The 12,995-nt window shown below is 64.5% G+C and carries 10 protein-coding genes; 7 read left to right on the top strand and 3 right to left on the bottom strand.

Translation table 11 applies throughout. From position 1 onward, the window contains the following. Positions 1-43: 43 nt before the first annotated feature. Positions 44-178 (bottom strand): hypothetical protein, encoded by a 135-nt coding sequence (locus tag BW934_RS15370; protein ID WP_268251795.1) that lies wholly within the window; start codon positions 176-178, stop codon positions 44-46. Between the two features lie 299 nt (positions 179-477). Between BW934_RS15370 and pheS the strand changes: the two genes are divergently transcribed. The 4 genes from pheS (at position 478) to BW934_RS12650 (ending at position 4,897) form a co-directional block, all read left to right on the top strand. Continuing rightward, complete coding sequence (pheS, locus tag BW934_RS12665; protein WP_234969795.1) at positions 478-1,524, top strand: phenylalanine--tRNA ligase subunit alpha; 1,047 nt, start codon at positions 478-480, stop codon at positions 1,522-1,524. A gap of 25 nt (positions 1,525-1,549) precedes the next feature. Beyond that, positions 1,550-3,961, top strand: coding sequence for a phenylalanine--tRNA ligase subunit beta (gene pheT / locus BW934_RS12660; protein WP_076348678.1), 2,412 nt, complete (start codon positions 1,550-1,552; stop codon positions 3,959-3,961). Between the two features lie 103 nt (positions 3,962-4,064). Further along, positions 4,065-4,352: a cell division protein ZapA gene (locus BW934_RS12655; protein WP_076348676.1), complete on the top strand. Its 288-nt coding sequence runs from the start codon at positions 4,065-4,067 to the stop codon at positions 4,350-4,352. Further along, a complete protein-coding gene (locus BW934_RS12650) occupies positions 4,349-4,897 on the top strand; it encodes a CvpA family protein (protein WP_076348674.1) in 549 nt (182 codons plus the stop codon). Before BW934_RS12655 ends, BW934_RS12650 begins: the two co-directional genes overlap by 4 nt. A 46-nt stretch (positions 4,898-4,943) precedes the next feature. On the opposite strand, the gene BW934_RS12645 is transcribed toward BW934_RS12650, so the two are convergent. After that, on the bottom strand, positions 4,944-5,294 hold the full coding sequence (locus tag BW934_RS12645; protein WP_076348672.1) for a phage holin family protein: 351 nt from the start codon (positions 5,292-5,294) through the stop codon (positions 4,944-4,946). A gap of 100 nt (positions 5,295-5,394) precedes the next feature. Between BW934_RS12645 and BW934_RS12640 the strand changes: the two genes are divergently transcribed. Then, positions 5,395-7,725 (top strand): endonuclease MutS2, encoded by a 2,331-nt coding sequence (locus BW934_RS12640; RefSeq protein ID WP_076348670.1) that lies wholly within the window; start codon positions 5,395-5,397, stop codon positions 7,723-7,725. Between the two features lie 65 nt (positions 7,726-7,790). Here the strand turns inward: BW934_RS12640 and BW934_RS12635 are convergent, their stop codons facing one another. Then, positions 7,791-10,574, bottom strand: a complete 2,784-nt coding sequence (locus BW934_RS12635) for a transglycosylase domain-containing protein (RefSeq protein ID WP_234969794.1) — start codon at positions 10,572-10,574, stop codon at positions 7,791-7,793. A 354-nt stretch (positions 10,575-10,928) separates the two neighbouring features. On the opposite strand from BW934_RS12635, the gene tyrS reads away from it, so the two are divergent. After that, positions 10,929-12,167 carry a tyrosine--tRNA ligase gene (gene tyrS, locus BW934_RS12630; RefSeq protein WP_076348668.1) on the top strand — a complete coding sequence of 413 codons (1,239 nt, stop codon included), beginning with the start codon at positions 10,929-10,931 and terminating at the stop codon, positions 12,165-12,167. Positions 12,168-12,239: 72 nt separating this feature from the next. Next, positions 12,240-12,947, top strand: coding sequence for a sporulation protein YunB (locus BW934_RS12625; RefSeq protein WP_234969792.1), 708 nt, complete (start codon positions 12,240-12,242; stop codon positions 12,945-12,947). The last annotated feature ends 48 nt before the right edge of the window (positions 12,948-12,995 follow it).

The raw sequence follows: 12,995 nt of genomic DNA, 5'->3' as shown, positions 1-12,995 counted from the left end.
GCGCCGAAGGAAGCGAAGAGGCTTCCCCCGGCGGCCGGTCCGCTCAGTACACGACGGCCGGAGCCGTGTTGGTGGTGGTTGCCACGGCGCCGTAAGCCGGAACGAGCAGGAAGAAGAGCACGAAGATGATCAGGAACACCACTGCCCACTGCGTGTAACCGCCGAAGATCCCGTACATGTGCATGCGCCTCCCTTTGAGCGTTGGCGGCTGCCTGACGGCAACCGGACAGTGTTACGATATGGCTTTGGGGGATGAACCACCACGGCGTTCACCCAGTGGGCGCGGAGCAATTCGTCGGATCGGCGAGTTGCTTCTTTGTATTGTCGGGACGTGAAGCGGGGCCGCGCCGGGCTGCGGTCGGCGTAGAAGACCGCGGCCGGGGCACCGCGCCGGGCCGCAAGAACCCCCCACGGCCTGAGAGGGCGGCCATGGGATGGATGGCCGCGGGTCGGTGCGTTGATGAGGAGGATGACGGGTTGAGCGATACGTGGAAGGACGAGCTGGAAAAGATTCGCGACCGCGCGCTGGCAACGCTTGCGGAGGCCTCGGATTCCAGGGCGTTGAACGACTGGCGCGTCGAGGTGCTCGGCAAAAAGAGTTCGCTGAGCCAGATGTCGAAGGCGATGGGAACCTTGGCGCCGGAGGATCGGCGGGCACTCGGCGAGATGATGAACCGCGTGCGTCAGGAACTGGAGACGGCGTGGCGCAGGCGGCAAGCCGAGGTGGAGGCGAAGGAGAAGGCCCTTCGCTTGGAGCGCGAGCGCATCGATGTGACACTGCCCGGGCGCCAGGTGCCGGTGGGGGCGGTGCATCCCATTTCGCGCGTGATCGAGCAGATTGAGGACATCTTCAGAAGCCTGGGTTTTTCGGTGGTCGAGGGCCCAGAAGTGGAGACGGATCACTACAATTTTGAGCTGCTGAACATCCCGAAAGATCACCCAGCTCGGGACATGCAGGATACGTTTTATCTGACGGAGGAATGGTTGCTCCGGACGCACACGTCTCCCATGCAGGTGCGGACCATGGAGCGCATGCGGGGCAGGACGCCCATTCGGGTCATCGTGCCTGGCCGGGTGTATCGCCGCGACGAGGACGACGCCACGCATTCCCATCAGTTCACGCAGATCGAGGGTCTCGTGGTGGACGAAGGCATTCGCATGTCGGATCTGAAGGGAACGCTCGAGGCGTTTGCCAAGGCGCTCTTTGGGCCGTCTCAGCGCGTCCGCCTGCGCCCGAGCTACTTTCCGTTCACGGAGCCAAGCTGCGAGGTCGATCTCGTCTGCGTGTCGTGTGGCGGCAGCGGCTGTCGCATGTGCAAGGGCACCGGCTGGATTGAAATTCTCGGCGCGGGCATGGTGCACCCACGGGTGCTCGAGATGTCGGGCTACGACAGCGAGCGGTACACGGGCTTCGCTTTCGGCCTCGGTGCAGAGCGAATCGCCATGTTGCGCTACGGCATCTCGGACATTCGCATGCTGTACCAGAACGACCTGCGTTTCCTACGACAGTTCAGTCACGCGTGATGCGCGCGAATAAAGGAGTGGCAATGTGAGAGCATCGTACAAGTGGCTGGCCGACTATCTCGACCTCTCCGATCTCACGCCGGCCGAACTCGCAGACCGATTGACAGGCGCGGGGCTGGCGGTGGACGCCGTTGAACCGCTGAACCGCGGTGTACAAGGCGTCGTGATCGGCAAGATTCTCTCTGTCCGTCCCCACCCGCAGGCGGATCGGCTCAAGGTGTGCCTCGTCGATCTCGGCGGGCGACAGGTCGAAATTGTCTGCGGCGCTCCGAATGCATCGCCCGGGCTCGTGGTGCCGGTGGCGCTGCCGGGCGCTCGGTTGCCGGGGGGCGTGGACATCGGGATCGCCGAGTTTCGCGGCGTGGCTTCACACGGCATGCTTTGCTCCGCGGAGGAACTCGGCCTCGAGCCGAGGTATCTGCCCAAGCGCGAGGCGGAGGGGTTGTGGGAGCTTCCCGCGGACCTGCCGCTCGGCGCGGATGCCGTTTCGCTTCTGCACCTCGACGACGTCGTGTTGGACATCGATCTCACGCCGAATCGCAGCGACTGCCTGTCGATTCGAGGCCTTGTCCACGAGCTCTCCGCCATTCTCCGCCGTCCGCACCGATTTCCTGCGCGTGTGGCGGCGCCTCGCGCGGAAGGCGAGTCTCCGCTTCGGGTGCGCCTCGAGACCCCGCGCTGCCCGCGCTATGAAGCCCAGCTGCTCGAGGGCATCGAGCGCCGGGAGACTCCGCTTTGGATGAAGATGCGGCTGGTGGCGATGGGCGTCCGCTCGATCGATCTCGTCGTGGATATCACCAACTATGTGATGCTCGAGTGGGGCCAGCCGCTGCACGCATTTGACGCGGACGCCATCGCCGAGGCGACCATCGTCGTGCGTCAGGCGCGGGAAGGGGAACGCCTTGTGACGCTGGACGGTCAGGAGCGTATCCTCACACCCGACATGATGGTCATCGCGGATCCCGAAAAGTCCATCGGCCTAGCCGGCGTCATGGGCGGAGAAAACAGCGAGATTGGCCCGGCGACGCGCCGGATCGCGCTCGAATCCGCGCGTTTTGATGGGGCGTCGATCCGGCGAACGGGCCAGGCGCTCGCCCTCCGTTCGGAGGCGCAACAGCGCTTCGAAAAGGGGGTCGATCCGGCCGCTGTGTCGAGCGCGCTGCATCGCGCCTCGGAGCTTCTCGTCGAACTCGCCGGATCGCGCCTGGTCGGCGGTCCGCGACGCGTCCCGGCGGAAGAGGGGGCGCTCAAGCGCACGGTCGTCTCGTTTTCGCCGCAGGCGTGCCGCCAATTCCTCGGCGTCGACGTCCCGGAGGACGAGATGCTCGCGTGCTTTCAGTGGCTCGGGTTCGAGGTCGCCAGGGGCGAGGCGTCGTGGCGCGTCGAGGTGCCGACCCGGCGTCCGGACGTCCAGTTGCCGGCGGATTTGTACGAGGAAGTGGCTCGATTGTACGGGTATGATCACATTCCGGCCACGTCCATGCGCCTGCCGGTCGACGCACCCGAATCGTCCGAGCGCCTGGCGCTGGCGAGCGCGATCCGGCGCGCCCTCGTCGACTGGGGGCTGTTCGAAGTGCGGACGTACGCGCTCACGTCGCCTGAGGCCGAGGCGCCGATGGAGCTGGACGGTGCGCCCGTCGCGCTCCTCCGCCCCATGTCGGATGATCGCCGCACGCTTCGGCGGCACCTTCTGCCGAGCCTCGCGGAGGTGGCGCGATACAACCTTGCCCATCAGGTGCCGGGCGGGGCCATCTTCGAGCTGGCCAAGGTCTTTCTCGCGGACGCCTGGCCTCAGCCCGAGATGCCCGTCGAGCGCGACGTGATCGGCATGATGTGGTTCGGCGAGACGGAGGGAAGCCCGTTCGAGCGCCCGCGCCTTCTCGATTTCTACGATGCCAAGGGCGTCTGCGAGGCCTTGCTCGCGCGGCTCGGGATTGAGGCGTCGTACCGCGCCGGCGACGCGAAGTTTCTCCACCCCGGCCGCCAGGCCGTGATCGATGCGCAGGGCCAGGCCATTGGGCTCGTGGGCGAAGTCCATCCGGACGTCGCACGGGCGTACGAGGTGCCACGCGCCGTGTATGCCGAGTTCGATCTCGCTCTGCTCTCCGCGCTCGCGACGGGCCAGGTGCGCGTCACCCCGATCCCGCGTCATCCGGCGAGCCGCCGCGATCTCGCGGTCATCGTGCCGCGCGACGTCGCTTCGCAGGCCCTGGTGGACGCGGCATGGCAGGCCGTCGGCGAGCAAGGCACCCTGCGCATGGTCCGCGTCTTCGACGTCTACACCGGCGCAGGTGTGCCTGTGGACCACAAGAGCTTGGCCATCGCCCTCTGGTTCCAGATGGACGAGCGGACCTTGACGGATGCCGAGATCGATCACGCCGTCGGCGCCGTGTTGCAGGCGTGGCAGTCCGCCTTTGGAGCCGTGCTTCGCGCGTGATGGGCAGGGATGAAGCAGGAGATTCCTCGGCGGGCGAGAAATGTTGTACGAAAGGATTCCGGCGGCCGTTCTTGCGCTGCCAGGATGAAAGGGCGGGACATGGATGGACAACAACCAAGAAGGCGCAAAGGTCAATCGCGTGAAGGTGGTCATCCATGGCGTCGAATACACGGTGCGCGGGACGAGTCCGGAGGAGCGGATTCAAGAAGTCGCAAAAATGGTCGATCGGACGATGAACGAGATCGCGGCCACGGCGGCCTACATGGATGAACGCCGAATTGCGGTGTTGGCCGCTTTGAATCTCGCGGACGAACTGTATGAGCTGCGGAAGGAATATCAAGAGCTGCTGGCGTTGCTCGAGGACCAGACGGGAGGCCGCAAGGCGCCGTGACGTGGGATGCGCTGGATCTTGCCTTGGCCGCCATCCTATTGCTCGGCGCCTTGAACGGGTACCGCCTGGGGTTTGTGCGGCAAGTCATGCGCCTTTTCGGCGGGATCATCGCGTATTTGGTGTCGTACTGGGCGAGGCCGTATGTCGCGCCCGCCATCGCGCATCTGGGCATTCCCGCGGGCCATGTCCAGTCGCCCTTCGCTTCGTTTGTCTTTGGCAACTTGTCGGGGGCCATTTCGTTTGCGCTGGTGTTCTTGGTCGTGTTCGTGATGCTGCGCTATGCCGCAGGGCTCGTCGATGCGCTGTTCAGCCTTCCCGTGTTATCGGGATTGAACCGGCTGGCAGGGCTTTTCGCGGGGTTTTTGCTCGCGGGCGTGTTCGTGTACGTCATTGCCTTGGTCTTGCCGTATGTCAAGAGCCCCGCTGTCGAACGGCAGGTGGCCAGATCGGCCATCTGCCGCACACTCGATCAGCGAGCGTTTGATCGGACCGTGGCGGGATGGCTTGCGGCGGTCTTTCCAAGCAAGGCCGGTCGCACGCAGTGAACGGGCGCAGGTGACGTGTCCTGCGCCCGTGTTGTCGTATCAGCGGTTATTCCTCGTGTCGGCTCCCGCGCAGGCTCGTGGGGACAAACAGGTCGATGATCCCAATCACGAGCGAGGCCAACAGCGCGCCCAGGATGCTCGCATGCATGCCGGGCACGAGGAGCTGCGCGACGTAGATGACCACCGCGCCGCAGATGAACCCGATGATGCCGCGGCCGTAGGGCGAAATCCGTCGGCCGAAGATGGCCTCCATCGCCATGCCGAGAAGCGTGATGACGATGGCCGCGAGGATGGCGTGCCAAAAGCCCATGACCCGGAATCCTGGCACGATGTGGCCGACGAACAGGAGCACGAGAGCGGACACAATAAATCGGACGATATGGCCGAGCACGTTCATAGCTATCCCTCCTTCTGGGCTATAGCATCGTTCGGGCGCTGCCGACCTATGTGGTAAGATCAGTGGGAATTCTGGATTTGCGTGTATGGGAGTGCGAGACATGGACGAACGCGCGCTGGACGCGTTGGAATACGAATTTGTGCGCGGCGAGATCGCGAGGTGTGCCCAGACGTCGCTGGGAAAGGCGCGCGCGGCCGCCATGGCGCCTTACGACGAACGAGGCGCGGCCGAGCATGAACTCGCGCGCCTGGACGAGGCGATTCGCCTGCTGTACCGCCTCGGGCCGCCGCCGTTCGCCGGTGTGGAAGACCTGCGCGATGCCGTCGAGCGCACGCGCCGAGGCGGCACCATCTCGGCCGACGAAGCCCATCGGCTCGCGCGCTGCATCGCGGGAATGCGCGCGATGCGGCAGTTCGTGGAGCGCGCGGCGGAGAGCGGCAACTTCCCACTGCTGGCAGGTTCTGTCGCGCCGATGGCGGATCTGCGCAGGACTGAACAGGAAATCCGGCAGGTCGTGGACGAGGATGGGCAGGTGATCGATCACGCCAGCCCGACGCTGCTTCGGCTGCGGGACGAAAGGCGCCGGCGCGAAGGGGAAATCCGCGCGGTCCTCGACCGCCTGCTGCGGACGCAGGCGAAGTACCTGCAGGAGCCCGTCATCGCCATGCGCGGCGAACACTATTGCCTGCCTGTGCGCGTCGAGCACAAGAGCCAGGTTCAGGGCGTGGTGCGGGACGTGTCCTCGTCGGGATCGACCGTGTTCATCGAGCCGCGCGCCATTGTGGAACTGAGCGAGCGAGTGCGCGAGCTGGAGGTCATGGAGGAGCGGGAGGTGGAGCGCCTCCTGTACCAGTTGGCGGCCTCCTTCGCGCAGGTTGCGGACGAGTTTCTCCGCAACCTCGATGTCGCCGCGGATATGGATTTCCTGTTCGCGAAGGCCGCGTACGCCCGGTTCACGGACGCCAAGCGGCCGCAGTTGACGGACGGCGTGTGGCGGCTTCGCGGAGCTTGGCACCCGAAGCTCGGGCGGGATGCGGTGCCCATCGACGTCGAAATTGGCGATCGGTTTCGGCTGCTCATCATCACCGGTCCCAACACGGGCGGCAAGACGGTCACGCTCAAGACCATCGGTTTGTTGACCCTCATGGCGATGTCGGGGATGTTCTTGCCGACGAGGCGCGAGAGCGAGGTGGGCTTTTGCCACGATGTCTTTGTCGACATCGGCGACGAGCAGAGCATCGAGCAGAACCTGTCGACCTTTTCCTCGCACATGCGGCGGATCATCGACATGCTGGCGCGGGTGACCAAAGACAGCCTCGTGCTCCTGGACGAACTGGGTGCGGGCACCGATCCGGCCGAGGGGTCGGCTCTGGCCATCGCCATTCTGGATCACCTGACGGCCGTGGGCGCGCGCGTGGTGGCCACGACGCATTACGCGGAACTGAAGGGATACGCCTTTCGCAATCCGGCGGCGGAAAACGCAAGCATGGAGTTTGACGTGGAGACGCTTCGGCCGACGTATCGCCTGCTGATGGGCGTGCCCGGCCGCTCGAATGCGCTCGCGATCGCGGAGCGGCTCGGCATGCCGAAGGCCATTCTCGAGCGGGCGAGATCGCACGTGGCGGAGTCGGATATTCATGTGGAAGAGCTGATCGGGCGGCTGGAGGCGGCGAGCCGCGAAGCGGAGCTCGTGCGCGACGAGGCGCGGCGAGCGCTTGAGGAAGCCGAGGAGAGGGCGGCGGACCTCGCGCGCCAACAAGCCGCGTGGGAAGCTGCGAAGGAGGCCATGCGAGAAAAGGCGGCGCGAGAAGCGCGCGCCGTGATCGACCGGGCGCGGCAGGAGGCAGAGGCGGTGATCCGGGAGATCCGCAGCCTGCGCGAGCAGGCTCACGTCAAGGACCACGAGCTGGTCGAGCTTCGCAAACGGTTGGAGGGCGCGGAGCCGAAGGAGCGGCGAAAGGCGCCGCAGGGTCAGGGGCGGCCGGAGGTGAGGCCGGGCCAGCGCGTGCGGGTCCTGTCGCTCGGTCAAAAGGGCGATGTCGTCGAGGTGGCTCCGGATGGCAAGGCGGCCGTGGTTCAGCTCGGCGTGATGCGCATGAAGGTGGACGCTCGCGACCTTGAGGTGGTGGGCCATGGCGAGCCGGCGGGGGCGCCGTCGGCGGTCAGGGTTCGCGCCGGCAAGGACGTTCGAATGGAGCTGGACGTGCGCGGGGAAACGATCGACGACGCGCTGCTCAGGATCGACAAGTATTTGGACGACGCGGTGGTCGCGGGTATCTCGCGCGTGGTGATCATTCACGGCAAGGGCACGGGCGCGCTGCGAAACGCGATTCGCAGGTACCTGCGCGAACATCCCCATGTCAAAACGAGTGAACCGGCCGGGCCGGGCGAGGGCGGCGACGGCGCGACCGTCGTGCATGTGCGCACGTAGGCTCGGCGTCTGGCGACGCAGGACGCGCCGCGAGACGCGTGGCGATCATCGAGAGGTGGCGCCGTTCACTCCCCGGTCGCGTTCGCGCTGTTGGTCCCTACGCCATTCGCGACGGCGTCATTTTCCAAGTCATTGCTCTGGGCTCCGCCCGGCGGCAAAAGCGGCACCGCAATGGCCCGAGACGGGGGTGAGAGGGACACGTTCGACTCGGCAATCACTTCGTAGTACACGACGGATGCCCCCGGAGGCGGCGCGGAATCCACGAAGCTGGTCGACTGGCTCGTCCCAATCTTTTGGTAAGGCTTGTCCGCGCCGGTGGCACGGTAGATGGCGTACTGCGTGGCGCCAGGGACGCTCGACCACCCTAGCCATACCTCGGCGCCGTCGTAATAGCCAAAGAGCCCCTGCGGAGGTTTGAGCTGCGCCGGGTTCTGCATATCCGGCGAAGTGCCCGCGTCGAGGGGCATGCCTCCCCGCGGATCGAGCGCAGATGGCAGCAGGTAGGGCGTGTCGGCCGTGACGCCGTTTGGAATCTTGTGCGACCAGTCGACAATGCGCGATACGGGCAGCTTGATAAACGTGCCTGTCTCGACGTCCGCTGCCGGCGTTCGCGTCGTCGCGAGCACCTTTTTGCCCCCGACCAACGTGTACTTGGCCTGCACAGCGACGTCGTCGTAGCTGGTCGGCTCCGTGCCCTGCACGAACGGATCGGTCTCCGTCCCGCCAAACGCCTTGGACAGCGGCGTCGGCAAGAGTCCGCTTGTCGACGACACGGTGCGAAAGACGATACCCGGAGGCACAGGCCAGGGCGCACGCGCGGGATGTGCCGCGAGGATGGGCGCCATGATGTCGCTCCACAGGGTGAATTTCAAATTGTAGTTGGCCGGGTCGATGGGTTCGTGATGGTTGTAGCCCATCCAAATGCCGGCGGTGTAGTCCTGCGTATAGCCGATGAACCAGCCGTCGCCGAGTGAATCTGTGGTGCCGGTTTTGCCTGAGATGAACTGGCCAGGGAAGCGCGCGCCGATGGCCGTGGCCGTCCCGCCGGGATGATAGACGACATCATGCAGCATGTTGGTGATGATGTAGGCGGTCTGGGGCGTGAACACCTGATGCGTGGCCGGATCGACCTGATACAACGCGCGGCCGGACGCGTCCGTGATCTGGCGAATCAGGTAACTCTGATGCCACACGCCCTGGTTGGCGAAGGTCGAATACGCGCTCGTCATCTGCAGGACGGTGACCCCGTTATCCAGCCCACCGATGGCCGCTGCCAGGTGATGTTCGTCGTCCGCGACGACGGTCGGCTGGCCGAGCCAGGTCGTGGCGCCAGGGCCGAGGCCCATCTTGCTGAGGTAAGAAAAGCCCACCTGCGGCGTGAGGACGGACAGCACGTCGATGGCTGGCACGTTCCGCGACTCGTACAGGGCGACGCGCGCCGTCATGAGGCCGGCAAAACCCGGCTCGTCGTCGTGCGGCTCATAAGGCGGCTGACCGCTCGCACCGGGGAAGCGCGTTGGCGCGTCGTACATCTCCGAAGCCGCCGTGAGCATTCCCGTGTCGATGGCCGGTCCGTAGTCGAGCAGCGGTTTGATGGACGATCCCGGCTGCCGCGGAATATCGGCGTGATCGATCGCGTCGCGCAGATAGTCGCGCCCCCCGCCCACGGCAAGGATGGCGCCGGTGTGATTGTCGATGATCGCAAAGCCTGCTTCATACAGGTCGGTCGTTGTCTTGCCGTTCGGCAGTTGATAGGTTTTGTCGGTTCCGGCAAACAGCGCATGGTTGCCCAGCACTTGCTCGACATCCTCCTGCATGGGGAGGTCGATCGTCGTGTAAATCTTCAACCCTGCCACGGGCAGCGCTGACTCCGCCTCCTGGGCGTTGTCATAGATGCCCGCTTGCACGAGGTCCTGAATGACGAGCGGTTTGATCTCGTCCAAAAGCAGGTACGGATGCGCCGGGAGGCCCGTCATCGGCGGCGCCTTCAGCGTCTTGAGCACATCCTCGCGGTAGGCCGCATCGTACTGCGCCTTGGTGATCATGTGGTTGGCGAGCATCTGGTCCAGGATGTAGTGCTGTCGGGCGAGTGCGTGCTGTGGGAACTGGTACGGCGAGAAATAGGACGGGTTGTTGGGCAGCGCGGCGAGCAGGGCAGCCTGCGCAAGGGACAGCTGGTTGGGCTCTTTGCCAAACAGGATCTCGGACGCGCGTTTCACCCCGTACACAGTGTCCGTGCCCATGCGGCCCATGTAGACCCAATTCATGTAGTCGGTGAGGATTTCGTCCTTGCTCAGCACATGCGTGACTTCGATGGCCAGCGCAATCTCTTGAATTTTGCGACGAAGTGTCCGCTGCTGCTCTGGGAAAACGGCGAGCTTGACCGTCTGCTGGGTGATGGTGCTGGCGCCGGACTCAATCCGGTGGCCCACCAGATCTTGCAGAAAGGCGCGGGCCATCGCCATCGGGTTGATGCCGATGTTGGTGAAAAAGGTCTTGTCTTCGGCGGCCACGAACGCCTGCACGAGATACGGCGACACCTGTTGCAACGATGCGATGGGCTGCCGGTCGCCGTCTCCAGCAAATTGGCCGATCACGCGGCCTTGATCGTCGTACACCACGGATGCGGCGCTGTTGTTGACAAAAGTCGCCGCACTCACTTTCGGCAGTCCGCGCAGCATGGACGCGACATATCCGACGCCAAAGGCCACGCCGAAGCCGCACAAGCTTCCTGCCGCGAGCAGCACGGCGCGAAACGTGTGCCGCAGCACAGGATGTCTCGGTCTGGACTGCGCCTTGGGCCGCGCTTGGTCGCCGCGGTCCGTGGGACGGCGATTGTCGCTGTTCAAACCCATCGCCCTCCTTTGTGGGACGATTATATCACACGACAAATTTGGACATCATCGCACATTTTTCGCGCCCGTCGGTTTGGCGACACGACCCCACGCACATGGAGAAAAGAAAGGCGCACGTGGCCGGCACGGCCGTACGCGTTGGGTCGAGCGCGCGTAGAGTTGCGAGCGCACGTGCCGTTGCACATGCAGTTGAATGTAGGATGCGCACCGCATGGCCTGTCATACTTTGGGCCGTCCTCCTTGCCCGATGCAAAATGGCCTGGGATGTGCTATTGTGGGGACACTGAGTGCCGGCGCATTGCGCTGGGACGATATCACCATGGAGCGGACGCAGGAGGAGCGAATCAGGTGGCTGTGGAAACTCTGACCCCGGACCAGGAGGCGGAAGTGTCGCGCCAACTGGCTGTCATTCGGCGCGGGACGGCCGAGATCGTCCCGGAAGACGAGCTCGTGCAGAAATTGAGGGACGCTGTTCGGACGGGCAGGCCCCTGCGCGTGAAGCTCGGCATTGATCCTACGTCGTCCGATATCCATCTCGGGCATACCGTGGTCCTGCATAAGCTGAGGCAGTTTCAGGACCTTGGGCATCAAGTGTTTCTTGTGATCGGAAGCTTCACGGGCCAAATTGGCGATCCGACGGACAAGGCCGAGACGCGCAAGCAGCTTTCGGCCGAAGAAGTGGCGGAAAATGCGAAGACGTACGTGGAACAGCTGTACAAAATTCTCGACCCACAAAAGACCCAAGTGGTCTACAACGGGGATTGGCTCGCCCCACTGACCTTCGCAGAAGTCATCCGGCTCGCGTCCACCATCACCGTGGCGAGGATGTTCGAGCGCGAGGACTTTCAGAAGCGGTTCCAGGACAACCGGCCCATCCACATCCACGAGTTTTTTTACCCTCTGATGCAGGCGTACGACTCGGTCCACCTGAACGCCGACGTGGAACTGGGCGGCACGGATCAGAAGTTCAACCTCTTGATGGGCCGACACCTGCAGCGCGAATTCGGCCAGCCGATGCAGGTCGCCGTCATGCTGCCCTTGCTGGAGGGGCTCGACGGCGTGCACAAGATGTCGAAGAGTCTGGGCAACTACATCGGGGTGAACGAGTCGCCCAACGACATGTTCGGCAAGTTGATGTCGGTGCCGGACAGCCTGTTGTTCAAGTACTACGAGCTCTTGTCGCTCCGCGAGCAGGACGAGATCGACCGCATGCGCGCCGAGGTCGAGGCCGGGCGGATGAATCCGCGCGACGCCAAGATGCAACTGGCCGAGGAGCTTGTGGAGCGCTTCTTGGGGCCCGAGGCGCGGCGGGAGGCGGTGGAACATTGGCATACCGTCTTTCAGAAGGGCGGGCTGCCAGAGGACATTCCTGAACGCCGCGTGGCTGGCGCCGAACAGTGGATTGTCAAGTGGCTCGTGGAACTCGGGCTCGCGCAGTCCAACAGCGATGCGCGCCGCGCCATTCAGGAGGGCGGCGTCCGCCTGAACGGGGAAAAACTCACGGACACGGACTATCAGTATCGCCCGAAGGACGGCGACGTGCTGCAGCGCGGCAAGCGGCAGTTTGTCCGCCTGCGCATCGAATAGGATGCCGCCTGGCCCCGCGAAAGGCATGCTCTGTTCCACCTCCGCGTAGGTATGGACGAGGGGGTGAGAGCGGTGCCGAGAAGGTTCGTGCCTCGCCCTGGCCGGATCGCCTCGACGAGAGCGTCTCGCGACCAGGGACCGAGGCGGACGGCGCGCCGAGCGTATGGATTCGCCCTCTTGGTATGCGCCTTGCTGGGGCTTTCCGTCTTCTGGTTGGAATGGCGGCTCGCGCCGATGGTGCGCACGGCTTCCGCTTCGCTCGCGTCCCGAGTCGCCACGGAAGCGCTGAATGAGGCTATGGGCGAAGTCCTCGCCTCCTATCCGGATGCGAAGACGTTGGTGCAAATTCGGGTGGAGCGAGTCCCGAGTGGGCAACCGCTCTCCATCGTGACCCTCGACATGGCCAAGCTCGCAAAACTGCAAAACGAGGCCATTCACGCCAGCGAAACGCGCCTGCAGACGTTGCGCAAGCAATCGCTGGCGCTTCCCGTCTTGCAGGCCCTCTCGGGCTCGATTCTGGCGGGCTACACGGTCACGGTGCCGGTGTCGTTTTCACTCGTCGGCGCGGTCCATGCCCGCCTCGATGCCGACGTCTCCTCGAAAGGGGTCAACCAGGTCGTGCACATTGTGTATCTGGAGCTGACGGCCGACGTCATGACCATGACCCCGCTCGTTCGCGCCCCCGTTCATGTCACGACGAGATCGCCCGTCGTGTACATCATCATGAGCGGCCCTGTGCCGAATGTGGTCTTTCCCGGCGGAATCGGTGCCACCTCGTAGGCTTGCGCATATACTGCTCTAGCTTCCGCGAAAGCCTAGGAGGTTAGA

Origin of the sequence: Alicyclobacillus vulcanalis, from assembly GCF_900156755.1 — a bacterium.
Lineage (GTDB): Bacteria > Bacillota > Bacilli > Alicyclobacillales > Alicyclobacillaceae > Alicyclobacillus > Alicyclobacillus vulcanalis.
Note: the sequence above shows the minus strand (reverse complement) of the source record. Positions and strands in the feature narration are given on the sequence as shown.

Bases quoted from the DNA above. Each gene is read 5' to 3' on its own strand.
- BW934_RS12640 (WP_076348670.1), top strand. From the start codon at position 5,395: ATGGACGAACGCGCGCTGGACGCGTTGGAATACGAATTTGTGCGCGGC.
- BW934_RS12655 (WP_076348676.1), top strand. From the start codon at position 4,065: ATGGACAACAACCAAGAAGGCGCAAAGGTCAATCGCGTGAAGGTGGTC.
- BW934_RS12645 (WP_076348672.1), bottom strand. From the start codon at position 5,294: ATGAACGTGCTCGGCCATATCGTCCGATTTATTGTGTCCGCTCTCGTG.
- BW934_RS15370 (WP_268251795.1), bottom strand. From the start codon at position 178: ATGTACGGGATCTTCGGCGGTTACACGCAGTGGGCAGTGGTGTTCCTG.